Raw genomic sequence first — 23,734 nt, forward strand, 5'->3', positions numbered from 1 at the left:
TTTTTGACTATTGATTTACGCAAATCAATAATGTTTATCAACCAGATAGTCCGACAGCATGGCCGTGCAGCGCGGGGTGCTGCGCCTGGGGCCTGTCCAGGTGATAGCCCTGCACCATGTCCACGCCAAGGCCCTGCAGCAGGGCGAGCGTCTGCGCATCCTCGACGCATTCGGCCACAACCTGCTTGCCCATGCCATGCGCCACCTCAATGATGGAGCGGACAAAGACCTGGTTGTCGGGTTCGCGCGGCAGGTTGCGCACGAACAGGCCGTCGATCTTGAGCACCTGCGCCTGCAGATGCTTGAGGTAGGCAAACGAGGCGAAGCCGGTGCCGAAGTCGTCCAGGCACAGCGTGCAGCCGGCCTGCTGCAGCGCGTCGATGAAGCGCTGGGCGTCGCCCATGTCGGACACCGCCGCCGTCTCGGTCAGCTCCAGCAGCAGGCGCCGCGGCGCCACGCCCTGCTCGGCCAGCTGGGTCGTGATGAAGCCCGGCAGTTCGGGGTCGTCGATGGAGCGGCCGGAGATGTTCACCGCCATGGCCGACAGGCCCGGGTGCGCCGCCAGCAGGCGAATGCTCTCGCGCAGCACCCAGCGGTCGATGTCGAGGATCTTGCCGCTCTTCTCGGCATGCGCGATGAACTGCGCCGGGCCTATGAGCTGCGCGGGGTCGTGCTCGTCGACCATGCGCACCAGCGCCTCCAGATGCGCGAGATCACCCGTCTGCGCGTGGTACACGCCCTGGCAGTGCAGGCGCAGCAGGCCGCCGGCCAGGGCGCGCTCGATGCGCTCGTTCCAGGCCAGGCGCGCGACCATGGTTTCGGCCATGTCGCGGTCCGGGTGGTAGACGCTGAAGCGGTTCTTGCCCAGGTGCTTGGCCTGGTACATGGCGATGTCGGCATGGGCCACGAGCTCCTGCGCGCTGTCGGCATGCGTGGGGAAATGCGCGATGCCCAGGCTGCTGGTCAGGCGCAGGTTCTGCCCCTCGATGTGCAGCGCCGTGCGCGCCACGGTCTGCACCACGCGCTCGGCCAGCAGCTGGGCGCCGTCCAGCGTCGCCTGCGGCATGAAGATGGCGAACTCGTCGCCGCCCAGGCGGCTGAACACGTCGGACTCGCGCACCAGGCCCTTGACGGCGCCGGCCACGCGCAGCAGCACGGCGTCGCCCGCTCCGTGACCGAAGCGGTCGTTGATGTACTTGAAGTCGTCGAGGTCGAAGAACAGCACGGCGGCCTGGTGCGGCTCGCCCGACGCGCCGGACGGACGCGCCGATGCATGGAAGAAACGCTCGAGCTCCTGCTCGAAGCGGCGCCGGTTGAACAGCCCCGTGAGCGCGTCGCGCTCGGCCAGGGTGATGAGCTGCTGCGCCGTCTCGCGCTGCTGGGTCACGTCCTCGCACACCCACAGCCAGCCCATGGGGCCGCCCTGGCTGTCATGCACGGGGTGGATGGCAAGCAACAGCGTGCGCCCGTCCTTGAGCACCAGCTCCAGCGGCGCCGCCTCCGGCAGGCCGGCCTGCAGCTGCAGGTACTGGGTCAGGCGTTCGGCCAGCACCAGCCGGCCCAGCGAGGCCTGCAGCAGATCGTCGAGCGGACGGCCCACGATCTGCAGCGGCGCGGGCAGGCGCCACAGCGTGCGGTACGTGGCGTTGCAGTAGCTGACCTGCCGCTCGGTGTCGACAAACAGAATGCCCTGGTGCATGGCGCCCAGCAATGCCAGCAGGCGCGCGCGCTCCTGCTGCAGGCGCTGCATGATGCGGCGGCGCCCGTCGACCTCCGTCTCCAGCGCGCGAGCATGGGCGGCCTGCATGCTGCGTTGCTGCGCCAGGTCCGCGGCCATGGTGTCGAAGGCCGCGGCCAGGCGTGCGAGCTCATGCTCGCCGGACAGGCCGATGGGGGCCGGATCCTGCCCGCGCCCGAGCTCGTCGACGGCCTGCGTCAGCCGCTGCAAGGGCTTGGCCACCAGCACGCGCACGCGCCGGCGCAGCCACCACAGCGCCGGTGCCAGCACCACAAAGCCCACGCCGACCACGGCCGCCAGGCCCTGGCGCAGCTCGCGGTCCACGCGCTCCTGCGGCAGCAGGATCACCTGGTACCAGTCGGGGCCGCGGATGCGCGACCAGGCGGCCCATTGCCGGCCGCCCGCAATGCGCCCCGCACCGCTGCTCTCGGGCGAGTTCTGCATCAGCTCCTGCAGTTCGTCGAGCACCTGATCGCGCAGCTCGGCAATGGACAGCTGACCATGGGCCGCGGTGATGCGCTCCCCCCAGTCGGGATGCGCGATCAGGTGGCCCTTGCCGTCGAGAATGAGCTGCTGCCCCAGGTCGGCCTTGCGGCCCTTCACGGAGTCGATCAGGCTGGCCATGGCCACGTCGTGGCCCAGCGTGCCCACCCAGTGCCCCTTCCAGTCCAGCGGCGCGATGACCGACACCATCCAGGTGTGCGCCTGCTCGTCCAGGTACACGGGCGTCCAGAACACCTTGCGCTCGGGGTTGCGCCGCGGATCGGCGCCCTGCATGGTGGGGTAGTCGGCATTGCTGGCCTGGGCGTCGGCATTGCCGCCCCAGTCGATGCCGCGCGCATAGACCATGAGGCCGTCCTCGACGAAGTCCATGTAGGCCGAGAAGAACGGCGGCACCATGGCCGGGCCCTGGTCGCGCAGCAGCTCATAGCTGGCCACGGCCCGCTGGCGCGCCGACGCCGACAGGCCCTGCGCGTCCTCATGCAGGTACAGGGTGGGAGCGAGCTCGGTATCGACGAGCTCGGGGCGCACGCGCCACAGCCCATCCTCACTGCGGCCGAACAGCGCCTGAAAGCGCTGCTCGCTGCGCAGGGGGTCCACCTGCTCGAGCCGCAGCAGCAGCTGCTCACGCAGGCGCCGGACGCTGGTCTCGGCCTGCAGGAACAGGCTCTCGTTGACCTGGGCCTTGAGCTGCACCATGCGCTCGAGCACCATGGGCGTGACGCTGTCCGTCGCCAGCCGCAGCGCCATATAGCCCAGCAGCGACAGCAGCAGCAGCAACACCAGAAACAGCCCCCAAATGCTCAGGAACAGCCTGTGAATCAGCGAGGTTTGAAACCGGGCGGGCAGCAAGGCGGATCCTGGTGGTTGGGGTGAGGAACGCAATTTAACCCGGCGCGACGCCCGTGGAGCACATGCGTCCCGTGGTGCCGGTCGCCCCTCCCCGTCCGCTCGCACCGAATCACGGCGAAAATGAGAGGTTTTTTGACTATTCGTGCGAGGTCGGATGGCTCGTCAACGGTATGGACTGGGCAGGGCGTGGCATGCACTGTGGCTGGCACTGTGCTGCGCCGCGCTGCCCCCTGCCCAGGCCTGCGACGGCGCGCGCAACATCCGGCTGCGCGAGCCCGTGCGCCTGAGCGCCCAGGAGCGCGCCGAGGTGCGCACCCTGGCGCCGCTGCGCGTGCTGGCCGTGGATGCGCCGCCCATGGCGCGCTATGAGCCCGAACAGCAGACGTTCAGCGGCATTGGCGTCGATGTCTGGTGCTTCATCGCCCGGGAGCTGGGCCTGCGCTACGAGATCCTGTCCGCGCGCGACACGAGCCTGGCCGACAAGCTGCGTCAGGTGCAGCAGGGCGAGGCCGATGTGTTCCTGCCGCTGAGCCACCAGAGCGAGCGCGCCCGGCTCGGCCTGTTCACCCAGCCCTACTACGACAGCTACTACGCCGTCATCGCGCGCAAGGGGCGGCATTTTCCGGTGCACGGACTGGACGACCTGGCGCCCTATTACGTGGGCATGGTCAAGGGCGTGGCCCTGGTGCCGCGGGTGCAGGCGGTCGTCGATCCGTCGCGGCTCACGCTGTTCGACCAGACCAGCAGCGACGGCCTGTTCCAGGCCGTGCGCCGGGGCGCGGTGGACCTGGCCGTGTACAGCGAGGACATCTTTGAGGAAAAGCGCTACACGCACGAGTACTTTGACCTGCAGGTCGTGCACACCCTGCGCGACGATCCGCGCCAGTACCGCTTCTACTTCAGCCCCTCGCCGCAGCATGAGCGCCTGGTGGCGCTGATGGACCGCTACCTCGCCGTCATGGACATCTCGGCCTCCGTCACCGCCCATACCCGTGGCGAGCGCCAGTTCGTCGAGCGCTACGTGGCCGAGCGCAGCCAGCGCGCCGCGCTGAACACCGCCGGTGCGGCCGCCGCGCTGCTGGTCGTGGTACTGGGACTGGCCTTTGTGCGCTACCGGCGCATGGCGCTGCAGCTGGCAGCGAGCAACCGCCAGATCCTGCGGCAGAAGCAGGCCCTGCAGGCGGCCAACGAAGAGCTGCAGCAGCTGAGCCTGTCCGACGCGCTGACGGGCCTGGCCAACCGCCGTGCCTTCGACCAGACGCTGCAACAGGAGCTGGTGCGCCAGCAGCGCTCGGGCACGCCGCTGAGCCTGTTGCTCGTGGACGTGGACCATTTCAAGAGCGTGAACGACCACTACGGCCACGCCACGGGTGACGACTACCTGCGCGCCATTGCCCAGGTGCTCAGGAAAACGCTGCAGCGCTGCACCGACCTGGCCGCGCGCCACGGAGGCGAGGAATTCGTCTGCCTGCTTCCCGACACCGGTGCCGCCCAGGCACAGGCCCTGGCCGAGCGCATCCGGGTCAGCGTGGAACGCCTCGGCCTGCCCAACGCCCTCGCGGGGCAGAGATCCCTGACGGTGAGCGTCGGCGTGGCCACCGCCCTGCCGGCCAGCGATGTCAGCGCCCAGCGGCTGCTGCACGAGGCCGACATGCGGCTCTACGCGGCCAAGCGCGCCGGGCGCAACTGCGTCCATGCCAGCGTCGCACATGTCAAACATGCCGATACCAGTGGACAAGCCAACATCAAGCCCTTGTAAGAAAACAATAAGTTACACAATGTATGATTTTGTATATTGTTAACTGAGAGGGAGTTTTGGGTATGCGTTCGTCGCTCGCTTTGTTGGCTTCTGCTGTCGTCCTGACCGCTTGTGGTGGCGGTGGTGGTGGCGATAGTGCCGATATCAACATTTCGCCCAGTGCGGCGCCGGCGACACTGACTACAGAAAACTATGTAGCAGTGGCACAGAAGACCCTGTCATCGAATGCATTCCTGCTCGACTCGGCCAGTCTTGTCACCGGGGCGCAAGTCAGTGACCCGCAGCTGTTGATGCGCTTCGCGCGTGAGCAAATGAGTCACGTTCCCGCCTGGTTTGCACAGACGTCCGCCCAAGCCGTGGGCGTCGTGCAAACCGACACGGAAAATTGCCCTGGCGGCGGCACGCTCACGCTGTCGCTGGATGATCGCAACGGCAACGACGAGGCCGATGCCGGCGACTCCGTAACGGTGACCGCCAACAATTGCACCTATGAAGACGCAAAGCTGAACGGACGCCTGAAGCTGACGGTGCAGAGCGTCCAGGGCAATCCGGAGTCCTACCCCTTCTCCATGAAGGCAGCCCTGGAGTTCAGCGCCCTGTCGGCACAATCGGCGCAGGCCACCCATACCGGCGATGGCAGCCTTGACTTGACAATCTCCATCAAGAGCTACAACGCGCACTCGGTGGCACTCGCCACCCCCAGCTTTACGCTCACCAGCACCTACGGCGGCAGCACCACCACGGAGACGCTGAGGGACTATGAGGCATCGCTGGATGCAGATGCTTCGGGGTACGTCACTTCCGTCCAGGGCATGCTGCTGAGCTCGGCTCTGGACTCCAAGTCGGTGACCATCGCAACCACCACCCCATTCCGGCGCACACACGCCCAACCCAACCCTGCCAGTGGCTCCGCTGTCATCTCGGGAGCCGCCGGTGCAAAGGTGCGCGTCACGGCCATCGACACCACTTCCGTGAAGATTGAACTCGATGCCGATGGCGACGGCGCCTATGAGAAGGCGACCCCCATGTCCTGGAGCGAAGTGCTTTGAGCAAGCTGCTGGCGTCATCCCGCGCCCATGCGGGATGCGCAAGGCACTGGCTGGCGACTGCCAGCCTCGCCGGCCTCGCCTGCGCCGCCCTCCAGCCGGACCTTGCCCATTCGGCCACCTGCACGACGCCAAACCTTGGGGCCGTGGCGGGTGTCGAGCGCAGCCACTGGACCGAGAGGGATGCCTCGAGCCGCGTCCTGGTACGCGAGCGGGGTACCTTGCGCATGGCCGGACTGCAAACGAGCGGTACCTGCGCCGACATGGACTGGTTGGCGCAATGGACGCTCGCGCGGGGGCAGCGCGACTACGATGGTTGGACGAATACCCACACCCCGTTTCAGAGCCATAGCAGCCTGCAAGCGCAGCGCCTTTCGCTGCAGGCTTGGCTGCCACTGCATGCAGGCTGGTCTACTGGCCCGCTATTGACATACACGGCAATCGCGCGCGACATCGCGGGCCAGGGCAATGTGTTGGGCTACCCGGAGCGCTTTCGGTACTTCCAGGCCGCGATCGGGGCTCGCTTCCAGACCGCCCTAACCCCCGATGCGCGCCTTACCGCATCCATCTGGCTCGGCGGCGGGCCTCGTGGCCGAGTCAAGATCGACCTACCGCGCTTTGATCCTGCAACCCTGTCCTTAGGACGCAGCCACATGCTTGCGCTTGCCGTCGCACTCGAGGGTGGAGCAGCAACAGATCAACCCGGCTGGTCGTGGCGTGGCGATCTGACCTATCGCTACGAACAAATCAACGCCGGCAACGCCCGAACGCTGACGCGTAACGGAACTCCCTCCGGTACCGCCCTGCAACCGCGCTCGGAACAGCGACACTGGGGCGCGAACGTTGGCGTCACCTATCGTTTTTGACGGTCCCCTAACGGTACGCCAGCTGTCCCGCCCCCATCCCGCGCGTGAACGCCTCCTCGAAAACCGAGTAGCCCGACCAGTCCGCATGGGCAAACGCCAGGCGCGCCGTGGCCGGCGTGGGCGCCATCGCGACGCGCTCGCCATTCAATAGCTGTGCACGCTTGTCCTGCAAGGGCTGGATGCCGATTTGACTCAAGAAACCCTGCAGCCCCGGCAGCGGCATGGCCATGGCGTGGCCGTAGCGCGTGATCTCCATGCGCGTGGCGCGCGCGTGGATGTCGGGGTGGGCGGCGGCAAGCGTGGCCAGGATGGCGTCGCGCCAGTGCGTCCAGGGGCGCTCCTGCAGCAGCCGACGGGCGCCGGCCAAGTCACCCAGCGCCTGGTAGTAGGTCAGCACCCTGGGGCCGGCGAGCTGCGCGCCCAGGTTCAGGCGCTGGTGGCCCGCGTCCACATAGCCCAGGCCGCCGGGGTTGGCGTCCTGGTATAGCACGTTGTCCCAGGCGGGTGCGGCGCCCGCGCGGTCCTGCAGCGGACCATCGAGGTGGATGTTGGCCACCAGCCAGGGCGCCCACTGCAGCCGGCGCGCGGCCTGCAGCAGAAAGTCCGGCGCGGGCTGGACCACGCGTGCGGCGATGTAGAGCGGCAGCGCGACCACGCAGCGCGCGGCCTGCCAGCGCTCCACGCGGTCGGCGCCATGGCGGTAGGCGTCGACCTCGACGCCGTGGCGAGCCTCGGCGATGCGCAGCACGCTCACGCCCGCGTGCAGGCGCGCGCCCAGCGGCGCGGCCAGGCGCTCCGTGAGCCAGCCGTTGCCCTCGGCCCAGGTGAGCACGGCCTCGCGCCCGGCCTCGTCCGCCGCATCATCCACCGCATCGCCCGGCGCATGAAAGCCATGGCGGCTGGCAAAGTAGTGAATGCCGGCCCAGGCCGACACGCGCGCGCAGCCCGCGCCGTAGTCGTCGCGGCAGCAGTAGTCCAGATACCAGCGCAGATGCGCGTCATCGAACCCCTCCTGCGCCAGCCAGCTAGCAAAAGTGATAGCGTCCAGCGCTTGATGGACGGGCGCCTGAGGCCTGTTTGATACCCATGTTTTGAGCGCCGGCATGGCAAAGCGCGCGGCGCGCGAGAGCTCGGCCACGCGCTTGGCAAAGCGCCGGTACTGGGCCAGCGTGGCCGGGCCCACGTCCGCCACGGGCAGCAGCCCCTCCTGCCATTGGCCGCTGATGAACAGCCGCTCCTGCGGGCTGTGGCACAGGTGGCGCTCGTCGTACTGCCAGCGCCCGGCCACGCGCCGGCGCAGCTCCAATTCTTCAAGCAGGTCCTGCACCTCGGGCGCATCGTCGCCCGGCACGGGCAGGTAATGCGCGCCCATGGGGCAGGCCAGGCCCTCAAGCCGCGTGCCACGGCTGTTGCCGCCGGGCCGGTCCTCCAGCTCCAGCAGCGCAAAGTCGTCCCGGCCTGCCAGGCGCAGCGCGCGCGCCGCCGCCAGCCCGGCCACGCCGCCGCCCGCGATGAGCACGCCGGTGCGATGCGTGACGGCCGGCCGCAGCGCCGCGCCGCCGCGCGCCAGGCGCTCGCGCAACTGGTGGCCGCGCTCGAGGGCGATGCCGGTGAAACCGCCGGGAATGTCCGGCGCAGCGCCCTGGCAGGCGGCCAGGGGCAAGGCGCCGGCGGCGGCCAGCAGATGGCGCCGGCGCAGGCCCGCAGCCACGCCCTCAATGCCCCGAGACATGGCCCCACTCACGCTCATAGCTGTGCACCAGCACCTGGTTGGACAGGCGGTTGACCTCGGCCGGCACACGCGCCATGTCGGCCGGGAAATGCATCAGCAGCGGCAGCGACGGCAGGTCCAGAAAGCGCAGCCCGGCGGGCAGCGTATCGGGCAGACGCCAGGGCCGGCGGCCGGCGATGACGAAGCCCCACTCGCCAAAACTCGGTACATGGGCGTGGTAGGGCGTAGTGGCCAGGCCCACGGATTCGAGGGTCGCGACCACCGTCCAGAAGCTGCGCCGCGCGATCAGCGGCGAGGTGGTCTGGACGACGGCGTAGCCGCTCGCGGCCAGGCGCCGCTCGAGCAGCGCGTAAAAGCTGTTGGTGTAGAGCTTGCCGACGGCGAAGTTGGTCGGGTCGGGGAAGTCCACCACGATCACGTCGAACATCTCCTCGCCCTGCTGCAGCCACTGGAAGGCGTCCTGGTTCACCACGCGCACCCGGGGGTCGTGCAGCGCGTCGGCGTTCAGGCGCCGCAGCCGCGCATCCTCGGCAAACAGCCGCGTCATGGCCGGGTCCAGCTCCACCAGCGTGACCGATTCCACCGCGGGGTATTTGAGGATCTCGCGCACCGCCATGCCGTCGCCGCCGCCCAGCACCGCCACCCTTTTGGGCGCGCCATGCGCGGCCATGGCCGGGTGGACCAGGGCCTCGTGGTAGCGGTACTCGTCGCTCTCGGCAAACTGCAGGTTGCCGTTCAAATACAGCCGCTGGCCCGCGCGCCCCTGGGTGACGACGATGCGCTGGTAGGGCGTGCTCTCGGTGAGCACGATGCGGTCCTGGTAGAAGCGGTCCTCGGCCAGCGTGGTGATGCGGTCCGCCCCCCACAGGCCCGCGAGCAGCAGCGTGAGCACCAGCGCGCAGGCCGCCACAAACGCACCGCGCCGGCGCAGCTCATGCCAGAACAGGTACAGCGCCCACAGCGCCACCAGGGCGTTGAGCAGGCCGAACAGCAGCCCCGTGCGGATCAGCCCCAGGCGCGGCACCAGAATGAGCGGAAACGCCAGCGACACCGCGAGCGCCCCCAGATAGTCGAAGGTGAGCACTTGGCTCACCAGATCCTTCATGGCCACGTTGCGCTTCAGAATGCGCATGACCAGCGGAATCTCCAGGCCGACCAGCGTGCCCACCGCCAGCACCAGGCCATAGAGCAGCCAGCGAAACGCCCCCGGTAGATACGCGTTTGCTATGAACAGCAGAGCTGGCAGCGCCCCACCAATCAGCGCTACCAGTAGTTCTATGCGCAGAAAATGCGCGGGCAGCTGGCGCTCCAGATAGCGCGACAGCCAGGAGCCCACGCCCATGGCGAACAGATAGGTGCCGATGATGGTGGAGAACTGCAGGATGGAGTCGCCCAGCAGGTAGGACGCCAGCGCGCCCGCCGCCAGCTCGTACAGCAGGCCGCAGGCGGCGATGACGAAGACGCTGGCGAGCAGGGCCAGGTCCAGGGGGCGGGGGGCGCTGGCGTGGGCCTGGGCACTCATGCCAGCGCCGCGTCCAGCTGCTGCGCCAGGCCGTCTTTGCTCAGCCAGCCAAACAGCGCCCGCCCGCCGCTGGCGCGCGCCCACAGCTGGCCCACCTGGCGCTTTTCCAGCTCGTAGGGGTCGCTTTGCAGATGCGCGCCCTTGTATTCGAGCAGCGCCACGCGCCCGTCCACCAGCTCGGCCACGAAGTCGGCAAAAAAGCGCCCGCGCGAGGTGGGCAGGGCAAAACCGCAGGGGGCCGTGTCGAGGTTGCGCACCCAGTGGCGCACGCGCGGGTGGCGGTCGATGAGCTGGGCGCAGGCAAATTCCTCGCCGCCGTCCTTCAAATCCGCCAGCACCGGAAAGTAATGCCTGGCAAAGCGGTAGCGCCCGCCATAGCGCGTGGCCGCCGGTGCGGGGTAGCGGCCGGGCTCGAACACATGGGGCCGGGCCCAGTCGGGCTCGACCAGCCAGGCGCCTGCGGCGTCGCCCTCGCCCAGCACCTTTTGCCGGAAGGCGCGCTGCGCTGCCGTTTGGCGCAACTCGGCCGCATGCTGCTCCAGCGCCCGCGCCAGGCGAAAGCGCCCCTGCGCCAGCGCCACCAGCGGCACCCCGCAGGCGTGCAGCTGGTGATTGACCACCGCCGCCAGCCAGGCGCGGCGCTGGGCCTGGGTCAGGTCGGCCAGGGCCTTGAACAGCGACTGGTCCAGCCAGCCGACCAGGGTGTCGGCATCGATGCTGCTCGTGTGCCAGTCCATGGGCATTTGCGCGCCGTCGGCCAGGCGCATGGTCAGGCGCTGGCCGTCCATGCCGATCTCGAACAAGTCAGGCTCTTGCACCCGCTGCTGGCTGGGCAGCTGCACGGCTGCGGGGGAGAGCCAATCGACCTCTACCGCCTCCAGCACGGCCTCGCGCTCCAGCGGCCACAGCGGGGCCTGAGCGTGGCTGCGGTAGGCCAGTCGCGGCAGAGGCGCAAACGGCAGGCCGTGGGTGGCGGGCGCGGCCTGGGCGGCCTCCAGCGCGTTGTGCTGCGCCACCTGCTGGCGCAGCTGCTCCTGCTTCTTCGCGCCGCGCACCTGGGCCAGCAGCAAGGCTTCGGTTTGCGGGCCTATATGGCCCAGCACGACCAGCTGCGTGACATCTGCCTGCTGGCGCAACTGCACGCCGGGCTGCGCCAGCAGTTCGGGTGTCGGCACGATGCTATTGAAAATCGTAGCTATTGGCGCTTGCTGGACGGGCGCTAGCGCCTGATTTGACTCCAAACCCTCCCACAGCGGCAGGCTGCTAGGCGGGGCAATCATGCTGGCCACGTCCAGCGCCTCGAAGCCCATGTGCTCGATCAGGCGGTCGGTCAGCGCGTGCGCCGCCTGCGAGAACTCGGCCGCGCACACATGGGCGTAGGCGTGGTTCAGGCTGGCGCGCCCGCGCCGCCGCGCGTAGGGCATGCGCAGCACCCGGCCCAGGAGCTGCTCCACCGCCGTGGCGCTGCTGAGTTTTTGCAGGCTGCACAGCACGTAGGCGAAGGGGCAGTCCCAGCCCTCGCGCAGCGCCTGCACGGTAACCACGTAGCGCACCGGGCAGTCGCGCGCGGCCAGGTGGATGTCGTCCAGCCCGCGCTCCTTGCCCGTGGCCACCACGATCTGGTTGGCGGGCAGCTTGAGTTCATCCACCAGGTAGTCGCGCAGCTTCTCGGGCGGCATCTCCTCGCCCGCGTTTTGCGCCTGGAACAGCACGATGGGGCGCACGTAACCCGCGCCGGCGGCCTCGTCCTTGAGCGCCTCGGCCTCCAGCTGGCGCTGCGTCTGCACGGCGGCCAGCACGGCGGCGGGCCAGCCCTCGCGGTGCTCGGCCAGCACGATGGGCAGCTTGATCATGTCCTCGGCGGCGAGCTGCTGCGCGCTCACGTGGTAGAGCACGTTGGTCTGCGCGGGCAGGGGCGTGGCCGTCAGCTCCAGGATGAAGCTCGGCTGCAGACGCTTGAGCGCCGCAAAGCTCTTGTCCGTCTTGCTGCTGTGCGCCTCGTCCACGATGACGATGGGCGCGTGCAGCGCCAGCCAGTTGGCCAGGCTCCAGCGCGGCTGGCCCACGAACCCAGCCAGCACGCCGGTGGCATCGCGCTCTGCGTCCTCGGGCGTGACCAGCGCGTCGGGCAGCGCGTGCAGCGGCGCCAGGGCGCGCTCGTCCAGGGCCTTGAAGTGGCGCTCGAAGGCCTCGGAGAAGCTGTACACGTTGCGCTGGCCGGTGTCTTCCACGCGAAAGCTCTGGATGGTGGCCACCACCACCACGGCGCGGCGCCCCCAGTCGGGCGGGGCTATCTGGGCCACATCGTCCAGGGTGCAGACCTGCAGGCCCTCGCCATAGGCCTCCACCAGCGCCGCGCGGTAGGGGTGGCCGGGGGTTTGCAGGCTTTTAAGCGTCTGCTGGCGAATGGCGTCGCTGGGCACCAGCCACAGCGCCACGGGCGCATCCACCGCCGCCCAGTCGCGCGCCAACAGCGGCACGGCGTGCGCGGCCAGCACCGTCTTGCCCCCGCCCGTGGGAATGCGCAGGCACACGCAGGGCACGCGGTCAAAGGCCCCGGCCTGGTAGGGCCGCCCCGCCTGCTGGAGAAACGCCTGCGCCGCGCCCTGCAGGCGCGCCGCCTGGGCGTAGGCGGACAGGGCAGCCAGCGCCTGCTGCTGGTAGGTTTTGAGGGTGATGGGGGTCATGAAAGCTTGTCCTGCACGCTGCGGTATGCCTGTTGCGGCGACTTCCGCTTGTCCGGTTGGGTCATGACGATGCGCTTTTGCGCCAGCAGCGGACGCAGGTAATCCTGCCGAATCGTTTCAGGCTTGCGACTCAGCAGCAGTGCCAGTTCTTCGGCCCGCCATGGCCGCAGACTGCAAAGCTCCACCACCAGTTCGCGCACCGGGCCCGGTGGGTGGCGCCGACCTATGCTGCCGATACGAGCCGCCAATGGGCCCGGAATTTCATCCAGTAGTGCATTGCGCTCCTCGTCCGACTTACTGGATAAGCCGTCAGACTTACTAGATAAGCCCTCCACCATGCTGGATAAGGGGGGTGGCTTACTGGATAGCGCGTCGGGCTTGTCAGACAAACCGTCAGACGCTTCGGCCAACAGCCTGTCCGTAGGCCGGTACCACGTGGCCGAGCCCCTGCCCTGCTGGCTCAGCAGGCCCGCGTCGCGCAATCGCCGCAGGGCGTTGCTGGCGGTGAGTGTGTCCACCTTGTTCAACGCGCGATAGGTGGCGTTGTCGATGGCGTTGGCCTCGCGGGCCACAACCAGGGCGCGGGCCTCTTCGTCGCCCAGGTGCAGCGCCTTGAACTGCGCCAGCCAGCGGATGTCTTCCTCACCCAGAAAGTGGTGAAAGAAGAACAAGGTACTGAACTGATCCTGCCCCCGATCGGACTCGAACAAGGGAGGCACGAGCCCTGCATGGCCCATTGCCTCGCGCATGGCACGAATGCCGCTACCCTTGGTTTCAGCAAAACGGGTTTCGTGCAGGACGGCGGCGATGTGGGGGTTGCGCGGCATGGAGCCCGGTTCGCCCAGGTGATCGGGCGACTTGAGCGAAAAGCCAGGGTTGCGGATTTCGAGCCGGTTGGCGTAGCGGATCACCTGCACCGGCGTCTGCACGCGGTAGCTGCGGTGCATCAGGGCATTGACCAGCGCCTCGCGCAGCGCGCGCAGCGGAATGACAGGCTTGTCACTGCGCTGCAACTGCCCATCTTCCAGACCAAAGCCCTTGGGCAGGTCGTCCAGCACTGCCGCCTGGGTGCGGCGCAGCAGCGTGAACAGCGGCGCACGCAGCTCCACCGTGTCGAAGCGGCGGTCGGGATGCGGCACCCATTCCCGCCCCGGCACCCGGATGTAATCGACCCGCGTCATGGGGAAACAGCGGCGCAAGGCTGTGGACTTGCCAAACAGGAGCAGCCCGGCCACCGTGGGCCTCCATGCGCCGGTCGCATCGCGCCGCACAGCGTTCAAGGCTTGCAAGAGTTCCGCGTCCGTCCAGCGCAGTTCCTCGGCATCGGGGTTGGCCTCGGCCCGGGCCTGGCGGTAGTCGGCAATGGCAGCAGCGTCGAAATCGTCCTGCCCGGCGCCAGAGACCAGCCCCGCGTCAAAGCTCTCGCGCTGGCGCGACTGGTACAGCATTTCCAGGTCGTCCTCGGTACAGCGCTGGTCGGTGCTGCCGATGCGGCGAAACGCCCCCCTGGGCAAACCGGTGGCCTTGAAGTAAATGGGTTTGTCCTGCGGCGCAGCCTCGGGCACGAACACCACGACGACCGGCTCACCCGCCAGGGTTTCGGTGCGTATGTCCACCCGCAGCGGCATGTTGAACGTGGTAGCGCACTGGCTGGCGAGGTCTGCGCTGAGCTTGTCCGGATGCGGCACACCCTCGACCGCATAACCGGGGAACAAGGCCTGCTCATCCGGCGCCACCCCCAGCAACAGCCAGCCGCCGCCCAAATGGGGCTCGTTGGCAAAGGCGCAGATGGTCTCCAGCAGCGACTTGCCTGGCTCTTGCGCACGCTTGGCCTCGATGCGCTCGTTTTCATCGAGCAGGTTCAGGCTTTCCAGCAGTTCCTGTGCAGTCATTGCCCTACCTCGCCCGCACGTCATACGGAATGTGCTTGAACGTCACGCGCGCGCGCTCCAGCGTCTCCGGGCCCAGGCGGTTGGCCTCGCCGTAGACCACCAGCGGCGCGTCGGGGTGGGGGGTGCTGGCGTGCAGCTCCAAAAGCGATTCGAGCACGGCGCGCGTGAGCACATTGCCGCCGGCCGGGCGCTTGTCGCCCAGGATGCCGTTGAACAGCAGGTAGTAGGCGGTGCGGCGCTGCAGCACCGCCCCCTCACCCCCGCCCTCTCCCGCAGGCGGGAGAGGGAGCAAGTCCGGCGCGGCGCTGCCCGGTAGTTCGCCCTCTCCCTCTGGGAGAGGGTGGGGGTGAGGGCCGCGGACGGATTCAAGAGAAATTGCCTCTTCGCCCGCTTCTGGCAAGCGCAAACAGCTATCAAAAACAGAGTATGTACCCAGCCACGGCGTGCCCGGCCGGCCCTGGGCGAGTTCAAAGGCGCTGCCGGTTTCCTGCTGCCAGATGAAGGCCGCCAGGGTGGCGAAGCGCACGTCGGGGTGGATGGCGCCGGTGGCGTCAAAAATGGGCGCGCCCAGGGTGCAGAAGCGAAAGCCGCCGCCGCCCTGCCAGCCCACGGCCCGGCTGATGCCGCCCTGCTCGCCCGCGATAACCTTCTCCAGGCGCGGCAGGCAGTGGGTGGCGGCGTGCTCGCCCATCTCTATGCCGATCCAGCGCCGGCCCATCTTGTGGGCCACTGCGGCCGTGGTACCCGAGCCTAGGAAGCTGTCTAGGACGAGGTCGCCGGCGTGGGTGGCGATATCCAGAACGCGCTTCAACAGCGCTTCCGGTTTGGGTGTTGTAAATGACGCCGCGTCGGGAAACAGCGCCCGCATTTCGTTTTTCGAGGTCCTGTTGCTGCCCACTGCGTCCTTTGACCAAAAGGTACGAGGTACCAAGTCGCCGACTTCGGCCAAGTAGCGCTTGATGCTGGGCCGAGCATCGCCGGTCGGCCCCCACCAAACTCGACCGTCTGCGTCGAGCTCACGGAGCCGCTCTTCAGACACGCGCCAGAACCGCCCGGGTGGTGGCTGAAAGGTGCGACCAGTTGGGCCTGCCATTGTGTAGAGCCCTTTGGAGTACGGCTTATTCGCGTAAGGATCACCAGGAAGCCAAGGGCCACGCTCGTCATTGTCAGGATTGGCGTAGATCGAATTGGCCTCAGGCGTTCTAGCCAGTTTGATCGGAATCCAGTCGGGATGCTTGCTGTAGATGAGCATGTAGTCGTGATCGGACGAAAACTGCCTCGCCGAATTGCGCGGCGAGTCAGCCTTCTGCCAAATCACAGAATCCACAAAATTCCCCCGCCCAAACACCTCATCCATCAACACCTTGAGGTAATGCCCCTCGTTGTCGTCGATGGTCACCCAGATCGAACCGTCGTCGCTGAGCAGCTCGCGCAGCAGCTGCAGGCGCGGCAGCATCATGGAAAGCCACTGGCTGTGTTCGAGCTTGTCGTCGTAATGCTCGAACGCGCTTTGCGTGTTGTACGGCGGGTCGATGAAGATGCATTTGACCCGGCCCCGGTAGAAGGGCAGCAGGGCCTTGAGGGCCGCCAGGTTGTCGCCCTGGATCAGCAGGTTGTCCTGCGCGGCGGTGGCGTCGCCGTGGGTGGAGCGACTCTCCAGCAGGCGGTAGGGCACCTGGGACGCGGTGGTGAAGGCGGCGGAGCGGTTGAGCCAGTCGAGCGTGGGCATGGAGCGGGGTCAGAAAACAGGCCCGCTATTGTGGTGCAGGCCCGCGCACCGTCGGGTTCAATGAATGGCCGCGGCCACGATGATGCTGATGCCCAGACACATCGCGGCCACCACCAGCGCCAGGGCCTGGTTCTGCTTTTCCACGATCTCGCGCCACAGGTCGGCGGGCGTGATCTTGTCGATAAGCACAAAGCACAGCCAGAACACGACCACGCCGAGCACGGCGTAGACGATGGAGCCGAGGAAGGCCGTGGGTTGGAGCCATTCGTATTTCATGGTGCTGCCCTTTCGGTGAGTGCAAGTTATTTGTGGCTGCCGCCGCTGGAGTAGCCGCCCCAGGAGCCGCCGGAGCTGCGCGTGTAGCCGCCGCCCGAGCCGCCCGAGCAGTTGCTCATGATGATGAGCACGATGAAGAGCAGCACGATGACGAGGATCACCGTGCCGCAGCCCGCGCCCTTGGCGGCGACAAAGGGGCCGACGTCGTCGCGCTGGAACTGCTGCCTGCGGCCCTGGAGGCCGAAGGCCTGGGCCACGGCGTCGCTGGCCAGCCGGTCGCCGCTGGACCAGGTGATCTCGCCCGGGCCCTGCTCCATCGACAGCAGGCCCTTGGGCCCGGCGAAGTCGCGGTTGAAGGTCTTTTGCCCGCGCGAGACGGGCCAGTAGAACTCGCCGAGCACGTAGTCGGTCTCGGCCTCGTAGCTGTATTTGAGCTGGTATTTCTGCCCGAGGTAGCTCGCGCTCTGGCCGCCTGCGGCCAGTTGCGGCGCGCCCGTCGTGGGGCGCACCAGGCTCCAGCCGTCCTCGGCATCGACCAGAAAGGCAAAGCCGCGCTTTTGGTTGTAGAGCAGGTATTCGGACCAGCCGAAATGCTCGTCGTCGCCCGGCGCCACACCCATGCGGTGCTGAAAGCCCACCACCTGCCAGGCCACGCCCTGCAGCTGGGCGCGGCTGCCCAGGGCGATCAGGGGCTGCACGGGCTCGTCCTGCAGGGCTGCGCGCAACTCGCCACCCAAGCCGCCCGAGAGGTCGATGAGGCTTTTGCACGCGGGGCAGGTGCAGCTTTTGGTGCTCTCAAGTTGCACGGTGACGGGCGCGCCGCACTGCGGGCAGTTGAACTGGCGGCCGCGCTCCTCCTTGGTGGATTCGTCCTTGAGGCCCTGCAGCCGCAGGTCATCGAGCAGCACGGCACGCCCGCGCTCGGCCTGGGGCGGCGTGCGGCCGTAGTCGATGGACAGCACCTCGCCGTCTTCGCTGCGCAGCTCCACCATGGCAAAGGGCTGGCCCAGCGCGGGCAGGCGCGGCAGCTCGCCCTGGGCCGCGAGCAGGCTGGCCTGGCCGGCGTAGGCCACGCTGTAGCGCTTGCCGTTGATGGTGGCGCTGCTGCCCACGCGAAAGCGCGCCGCCTCGGGCAGGTCGCCGGTGACGGCCAGGGGGCGCGTGAAGACATAGGCGCCGTTGTCCTCGCCCAGCGTGGCCATGCTGCCGTCGTCGAGCCAGGCCACCCATTCGGTCCAGCGGCCGGCGTCGCCCTGGTACTGCAGGCGGCCGATCAGCGTGAAGGGCAGCTCCTTGCCATCCAGCTGTATGCGCCCGCTGGCATTGAGCTGCAGCGGGCTGTGGTCGTCGAACAGCTCGGCCATATTGCCGATGCGCGACAACACCTCGCCGCTGCGCACCACCATGCTCTGGCAGTAGGGGCAGATGGCGTGGGTGGACTGCGCGCTTCGAAACTCGACGGGCGCGCCGCAGCCGGGGCAGGGCGCGCGGTAGTGGCGCTGGGGGGCGCTGTCGGGCATGTTTGGAGTGATTTTGGCCTCTAAGGCTTTCTGGACAAGCGCCGGCAGCTATCAAAATTGATAATTAACGCAGAAGCCGTCATCCCCGCGCATGCGGGGATCCACGAGCCACCCCGGCGCAGAGCGTGCCCATGCCATGGATCCCCGCATGCGCGGGGATGACGGTGAGCCCACGGGTACGGCACGGGGCCTAAACCAGCTTCTTGAGCAGCTCGGCCTTCTTGGCGTCGAACTCCTCCTGCGTGAGGATGCCCTTGGCCTTCAGATCAGCGAGCTTCTCCAGCGTGGCCATGACCTCCTCGGGGCGCACGCCCACGGGGGCCGCCGCAGCCGCCTGCGCCGCCCCGCCCTGCAGCCCGGCCTGCAGGTTCTGCGCCAGCACCTGGCCCAGGGCCACGCCCGCGCCCAGGCCCATGGCGTCGCCGGCAATGCCGCCGCCGCCCTGGGCGGCGCCCTCGGCCATCTTGGGGATGGCCTGGGCCGTCTGGTACTGCATGAAGCGGCCCATGTCATTGCCGACCATGCCCATGCCGATCTTCTGGTCCAGCACCTTTTGCAGCTCTTCGGGCAGCGACAGGTTCTGCACCGTCATGGCCTCGAGCTTGAGGCCCAGCTTCTCGAACGCCGGCGCCAGCGCCTTGGCCAGCGCATCGGCAAACATCAGCTGATTGGCCGCCAGGTCGAGAAACGCCACGCCGCTGCCGGCAATGGCGTTGCTGATGTTCTGCAGCACCAGGCCGCGCAGCTGGCCGTCCAGGTCGGCCGCGGGGTAGCTCTCGCGCGTGCCCGAGATCTCGGTGTGGAACAGCTTGGGGTCGGCCACGCGATAGGCGTAGTTGCCAAAGGCGCGCAGGCGCACGGCGCCAAAGTCCGCGTCGCGGATGGTGATGGGCTGGGGTGTGCCCCATTTCTGGTCGATCTGCTGGCGCGTGCTGAAGAAATACACGTCGCTCTTGAACGGCGACTGGAACAGCTTGTCCCAGTTCTTCAGATAGGTCAGCACCGGCAGGGTCTGCGTGGTGAGCTTGTAGGTGCCGGGGCCGAACACGTCGGCCACCTGGCCCTCGTTGACGAACAGCGCCATCTGCGACTCGCGCACCACCAGCGTGGCGCCGGTCTGGATTTCCATGCCCTCCATGGGAAAGCGCCAGGCGAGCGTTCCATCGCCCTCCTCGGTCCACTGGAGGATGTCGATGAACTGCTTCTTGATGAAGTCCATGAGGGCCATGGTCGTGCTCCCTTAGCGATCTGGAATGGAGAAAAAAGGCGCACGCATCATAGCGACCGCCCCCGTGGGCCCGGCGCGAAGCCGGTCCCTATGCGCGAAATAGCGACAGGCAATTGCCAGCCATAAATGCGAACGATTATCATTTGCGCACATCGACAGGAGCCCATCATGACCCGCATTCGCATTGCCGCCCGCCGCAACCTGCCCACGCTGGCCAAGACCGGCAGCTACTACGTGATCCATATCTGCGTGGCCGCGCTGGTGGCCTATGCCGTCACGGGCAACCTGATCGCCTCGCTCACGCTGAGCCTGCTCGAGCCCACGGTGCAGGCCGTGGCCTTCTTCTTCCACGAAAAGGCCTGGGAGAGGCTGCTGGCGCGCAGCACGACCGCTCAGGAATGCACATCGAGCAACGCGCCCGTGGTGTCGGCGGACACGCGCAGCACGACCGCGTTGGCCTTGAAGGCGTAGGTGGCGGCCATCTGCTCCACCGCCTCGGACTCGAGCGCCACACCGGCCTGACCCGCCGGGGCGAGCCGGGCCTGTACGCCGCCCAGAGCGGGCTGGGCCTGCTGGCGCACCTGCTGGCCCGTGAAACCCGGGGTATGGAGGTTGGCGATGTTGTGCGCGCTGCTCGAGAGCCGCAGCTGCGCGGCCTGCAGGCCGGATTGGGCGATGGCGGTGATGGTGCTCATGCCGTCGATATCGGCAGGCGGGCTCAGGCGCTTGAATGTGCCTGCGCCAGGCATTGCTGGAACAGCTGCGCCGCGCGGCTGGGCGCGGGCGAGCGGCGCACCAGGCTGACGAACCGGCAGCGGTAGTGGAACAGGTCGGGCCGCACGCACTGAAGACGGCCCTGGCGCTCGAAGGCCTCGGCGTAGTGATCGGGCAGAAAACCCAGAAAGCGCCCCGACAGCACCAAGGTGGCAATGGCCTCCTGGTCGAAGCCCGTAGCGGCGCGCGTCAGACGCGCCTCGTGCGACAGCTCCATGTTGGGCGAGTGGTAGCCCAGGCCGGCAAACGGGTGGCGGCGCAGCGCGTCCCAGTCCAGCGTGCCGTGGTCCGCGCCAAACAGCGCATGGCCCGCGCCGCAGTACAGCAGCATGGTCTCGCCAAACAGCTCGGTATAGACCAGGCTTTGCGAGCTGCGGTGCGCCGGGATGATGCCCACCTGAAAGCTGCCGTCGATCACGCCGCGCTCTATGGTGTTGATCGAGCCCACATGCAGCTGCAGCTGCACATGGGGCGCCTGATCGGCAAAGGTGGCGATGGCCGCGTCGATATGCGCGGCCGGGTTGCTGGCGGTCTTGTCGAACACGGCCACTGCCAGCTGCCCGCCCATGCGCGCGTGGATGTCGTCGATGCTGCCCAGAAAGCCGCGCACCGAGGCCAAGAGGCGCAGCGTCTCCTCGTACACGCGGTGGCCCTCGGGTGTGAGGGCAAAGCCCGCACGGCCGCGGCGGCACAGGGTGAGGCCCAGGCGCGTCTCCAGGTCCTTGATGTGGCGGCTCACCGTGCTGGTGCCGATGTTGAGCTCGAGCTCCGCCGCCGCCATGCCGCCGCACTCGACCACGGCCTTGAAGACCTGCAACAGGCGCAGGTCCATGTCGGAGAGCTGGCCGAGGATGGCGCGCGGGCGGGAGGTGATTTTTACTTGCATAAACAGGCAAGTGAACGTGGATATATGTTGCTTCAAACAATTATCACCGCGACCAACAATCGCGTATTCCATACAGGAGGCCGCCATGTCTTTTGCCGTGATTGACGACACCACCCACCCCGCCGCCGTGCGCCAGGACGCCGCCTGGCTCGACGCCCACTGGATGCCGTTCACCGGCAACCGCAACTTCAAGGCCAACCCGCGCATGGTCGTGGGCGCCCAGGGCGCGTACTACACGACGGCCGAGGGGCGCAAGATCTTCGACGGCCTGTCGGGCCTGTGGTGCTCGGGCCTGGGCCATGGGCGCAGGGAGATTGCCGAGGCCATAGGCAAGGCCGCAGCCAACCTGGACTATTCGCCGGCCTTCCAGTTCGGCCACCCGGCCGCGTTCGAGCTGGCCAACCGCATCAAGGACTTGACGCCCGCGGGGCTGGACTATGTGTTCTTCACCGGCTCGGGCTCCGAGGCGGCGGATACGTCGCTCAAGATGGCGCGCGCCTACTGGCGCGCCAAGGGTCAGGCGGGCAAGACGCGATTGATCGGCCGCGAGAAGGGCTACCACGGCGTGAACTTCGGCGGCATCTCGGTGGGCGGCATCGCGGGCAACCGCAAGCTGTTCGGCCAGGGCGTGGAGGCCGACCATATTCCCCACACCCAGCCGCCCGTGGGTTCGTTTTACCGCGGCATGCCGGACATGGATGGCCGCGCGTTGGCCGACAGGCTGCTCGACGTGATCGCCCTGCACGACGCGAGCAACATCGCGGCCGTCATCGTCGAGCCGTTCTCGGGCTCGGCCGGCGTGGTGATTCCGCCCGCGGGCTACCTGCAGCGCCTGCGCGAGATCTGCACGCAGAACAACATCCTGCTCATCTTCGACGAGGTCATCACGGGCTTTGGCCGTGTCGGCGGATGGACTGGCTCCGAGGTGTTCGGCGTCACGCCCGACATCCTGAACTTCGCCAAGCAGGTGACCAACGGCGCCCAGCCGCTCGGCGGCTGCGTGGCAAGCAAAGAGATCTACGACACCTTCATGGCCGCGGGCGGCCCCGAGTACATGCTGGAGTTTGCCCACGGCTACACCTACTCGGCCCACCCCGTGGCCTGTGCGGCGGGCAATGCCACGCTGGAAATCCTGCAAAAGGACGACATGCCGGCACGCGTGAAGGCGCTGGCGCCCTACTTCGAGAACGCCGTGCACGGCCTCAAGGGAGCCAAACATGTGGCCGACATCCGCAACTACGGCCTGGCCGCGGGTTTCACCATCGAGTCCCTGCCCGGCGAGCCGGCGCGCCGCCCCTACGAGATCGCCATGAAGTGCTGGGAAAAGGGCTTCTACGTGCGTTACGGCGGCGACACGATCCAGCTGGCGCCGCCCTTCATCAGTACCGAGGCCGAGATCGACCGCCTGGTCAGCGCCCTGGGCGATGCGCTGCAGGAAACCGCCTGATGCTATTTTATGAATAGCACACATCGCTGGATACAAAGGCGCCAATGACCAGATAGTCGGGATGTCGGCAAGCCGGCACCTCGACTCTGCGGGCGGTCGGGTTACAGTAGGCCAAAGCCTTCAGCCCGCCCATGAAACTGACGCCCGAGCCTTCTGCCCGCCGCGACGTGCATTGGACAGTGCACATGAACTGGCGCAATCGCAGCCTGTTCTATGTGCTGCTGCTGATGGCGCTGGGATCGCACCTGCTGACCATAGGCGCGTCGGCCGCAGGCTGGGCGGCTCTGACCCTCAACTACGTTGCCTATCCCCACCTGGCCTACTGGCGCGCGCGCCGCGCGCGCGATCAGCGGCTGGCGGAGATGCACAACATGGATGCCGACATCGTGATGGCCGGCGCGTGGATAGCCTCGCTCGGTGCGCCGCTGTGGATCAGCTTCATCCTCTGCGCATCGGGCTGCATCAACATGGTGGTTTTCCACGGCGCACGCGGGGGCCTGCGCCTGATGCTCAGCCTGGCCGTGGGAATGGCACTGGCCGCGCTGGTCGTGCCGCTGGCCTGGCAACCCGAGACAGATCTGCGCACGTCCGTGCTGTGCATGATTGCCCTGCTGCTCTACCTCTTCGCGTTTGCTCGCGATGGTTATGACCGCGCGATGAGCCAGAGCCAGGCGAACAGCCGCCTGCGCAAACAGTACGACGAGATCCAATCGCTGCAGGCGCAACTGCGCGAACAGGCGCTGCGTGATCCGCTCACGGGGCTGTTCAACCGCCGCCAGCTCGACGCCACGCTGGGGCCAGCCATGCAGCTCTGCCGCGAGCAGGGTGCCTGCCTTTCGGTGCTCATCGTCGACATCGACCACTTCAAGCGCATCAACGACACCCATGGCCATGCCGCGGGCGATGCGGTGCTGCAGTCTTTCGCACAGTTGCTGCTGCGTCACATGCGACCACAGGACATGGCCTACCGCATAGGGGGCGAAGAGTTTCTGCTGGTGCTCGGCGGCACGCCATTGGACACCGCCGTGGAGCGCGCGCACATGCTGCGCGAGGCCGTGGAGGTCTTGCGTGTGCGCACTGGCTCGGGCGAGCTCTCCGTCACCCTGTCGTGTGGCGCAGCCGCCTTCCCCCTGCACGCCCAGGAGCCTCAGGACCTTCTGGACTGTGCCGACCAGGCCCTGTACGAGGCCAAGAAGGGCGGGCGCAACCGGGTCGTGACCCATCCCGGGCCGGTGCCGCTCCAGCCCGCCCTCTCTGCAAGCGAGTAGCTGCGCAGACC

Annotated in this window: 17 protein-coding genes; 6 read left to right on the forward strand and 11 right to left on the reverse strand. The window is 67.7% G+C overall.

The annotated features are described in order from the left end of the window. Positions 1 to 37: 37 nt before the first annotated feature. Positions 38 to 3,091: an EAL domain-containing protein gene (locus ABUE11_RS17710; RefSeq protein ID WP_367066781.1), complete on the reverse strand. Its 3,054-nt coding sequence runs from the start codon at positions 3,089 to 3,091 to the stop codon at positions 38 to 40. Between the two features lie 154 nt (positions 3,092 to 3,245). On the opposite strand from ABUE11_RS17710, the gene ABUE11_RS17715 reads away from it, so the two are divergent. From ABUE11_RS17715 to ABUE11_RS17725, 3 genes are all read left to right on the forward strand, one after another. After that, positions 3,246 to 4,850, forward strand: a complete 1,605-nt coding sequence (locus ABUE11_RS17715; RefSeq protein WP_367066782.1) for a GGDEF domain-containing protein — start codon at positions 3,246 to 3,248, stop codon at positions 4,848 to 4,850. 62 nt (positions 4,851 to 4,912) lie between these two features. After that, positions 4,913 to 5,899: a hypothetical protein gene (locus ABUE11_RS17720; protein WP_367066784.1), complete on the forward strand. Its 987-nt coding sequence runs from the start codon at positions 4,913 to 4,915 to the stop codon at positions 5,897 to 5,899. Further along, positions 5,896 to 6,762, forward strand: a complete 867-nt coding sequence (locus ABUE11_RS17725) for a hypothetical protein (protein WP_367066785.1) — start codon at positions 5,896 to 5,898, stop codon at positions 6,760 to 6,762. Before ABUE11_RS17720 ends, ABUE11_RS17725 begins: the two co-directional genes overlap by 4 nt. A 7-nt stretch (positions 6,763 to 6,769) precedes the next feature. On the opposite strand, the gene ABUE11_RS17730 is transcribed toward ABUE11_RS17725, so the two are convergent. From ABUE11_RS17730 to ABUE11_RS17765, 8 genes are all read right to left on the reverse strand, one after another. Further along, positions 6,770 to 8,494, reverse strand: a complete 1,725-nt coding sequence (locus tag ABUE11_RS17730; protein WP_367066786.1) for an FAD-dependent oxidoreductase — start codon at positions 8,492 to 8,494, stop codon at positions 6,770 to 6,772. Next, positions 8,478 to 10,016, reverse strand: coding sequence for a polyamine aminopropyltransferase (locus tag ABUE11_RS17735; protein WP_367066787.1), 1,539 nt, complete (start codon positions 10,014 to 10,016; stop codon positions 8,478 to 8,480). Before ABUE11_RS17735 ends, ABUE11_RS17730 begins: the two co-directional genes overlap by 17 nt. Then, complete coding sequence (locus tag ABUE11_RS17740; protein ID WP_367066788.1) at positions 10,013 to 12,703, reverse strand: DEAD/DEAH box helicase family protein; 2,691 nt, start codon at positions 12,701 to 12,703, stop codon at positions 10,013 to 10,015. Before ABUE11_RS17740 ends, ABUE11_RS17735 begins: the two co-directional genes overlap by 4 nt. Then, the gene (locus ABUE11_RS17745; protein ID WP_367066789.1) at positions 12,700 to 14,595 is read right to left on the reverse strand and encodes an ATP-binding protein; all 1,896 of its coding nucleotides are present in this window, start codon (positions 14,593 to 14,595) and stop codon (positions 12,700 to 12,702) included. The genes ABUE11_RS17740 and ABUE11_RS17745 overlap by 4 nt, the downstream gene beginning before the upstream one ends. 4 nt (positions 14,596 to 14,599) lie before the next feature. Continuing rightward, on the reverse strand, positions 14,600 to 16,324 hold the full coding sequence (locus ABUE11_RS17750) for a site-specific DNA-methyltransferase (protein ID WP_367066790.1): 1,725 nt from the start codon (positions 16,322 to 16,324) through the stop codon (positions 14,600 to 14,602). Positions 16,325 to 16,381: 57 nt separating this feature from the next. Continuing rightward, positions 16,382 to 16,600: a DUF350 domain-containing protein gene (locus ABUE11_RS17755; RefSeq protein ID WP_367066792.1), complete on the reverse strand. Its 219-nt coding sequence runs from the start codon at positions 16,598 to 16,600 to the stop codon at positions 16,382 to 16,384. A gap of 26 nt (positions 16,601 to 16,626) precedes the next feature. After that, positions 16,627 to 18,120, reverse strand: a complete 1,494-nt coding sequence (locus ABUE11_RS17760; RefSeq protein WP_367066793.1) for a DUF4178 domain-containing protein — start codon at positions 18,118 to 18,120, stop codon at positions 16,627 to 16,629. 190 nt (positions 18,121 to 18,310) lie between these two features. Continuing rightward, entirely contained in the window at positions 18,311 to 19,348 is a 1,038-nt protein-coding gene (locus ABUE11_RS17765; protein WP_367066795.1) for an SPFH domain-containing protein, read from the reverse strand. Positions 19,349 to 19,516: 168 nt separating this feature from the next. On the opposite strand from ABUE11_RS17765, the gene ABUE11_RS17770 reads away from it, so the two are divergent. Next, positions 19,517 to 19,819, forward strand: a complete 303-nt coding sequence (locus ABUE11_RS17770; RefSeq protein ID WP_367066797.1) for a DUF2061 domain-containing protein — start codon at positions 19,517 to 19,519, stop codon at positions 19,817 to 19,819. On the opposite strand, the gene ABUE11_RS17775 is transcribed toward ABUE11_RS17770, so the two are convergent. Further along, the gene (locus tag ABUE11_RS17775) at positions 19,741 to 20,043 is read right to left on the reverse strand and encodes a flagellar basal body protein (RefSeq protein WP_367066799.1); all 303 of its coding nucleotides are present in this window, start codon (positions 20,041 to 20,043) and stop codon (positions 19,741 to 19,743) included. The genes ABUE11_RS17770 and ABUE11_RS17775 overlap by 79 nt on opposite strands. 23 nt (positions 20,044 to 20,066) lie before the next feature. Further along, positions 20,067 to 21,008, reverse strand: coding sequence for a LysR family transcriptional regulator (locus tag ABUE11_RS17780; RefSeq protein WP_367066800.1), 942 nt, complete (start codon positions 21,006 to 21,008; stop codon positions 20,067 to 20,069). A gap of 85 nt (positions 21,009 to 21,093) precedes the next feature. On the opposite strand from ABUE11_RS17780, the gene ABUE11_RS17785 reads away from it, so the two are divergent. Together ABUE11_RS17785 and ABUE11_RS17790 are read left to right on the forward strand one after the other, a co-directional pair. Then, entirely contained in the window at positions 21,094 to 22,455 is a 1,362-nt protein-coding gene (locus ABUE11_RS17785) for an aspartate aminotransferase family protein (protein WP_367066802.1), read from the forward strand. 185 nt (positions 22,456 to 22,640) lie between these two features. After that, positions 22,641 to 23,723 carry a diguanylate cyclase gene (locus ABUE11_RS17790; protein WP_367066804.1) on the forward strand — a complete coding sequence of 361 codons (1,083 nt, stop codon included), beginning with the start codon at positions 22,641 to 22,643 and terminating at the stop codon, positions 23,721 to 23,723. Positions 23,724 to 23,734: the final 11 nt, after the last annotated feature.

Source organism: Oryzisolibacter sp. LB2S, from assembly GCF_040732315.1.
In the GTDB taxonomy this organism is placed as follows: domain Bacteria; phylum Pseudomonadota; class Gammaproteobacteria; order Burkholderiales; family Burkholderiaceae_C; genus Alicycliphilus; species Alicycliphilus soli.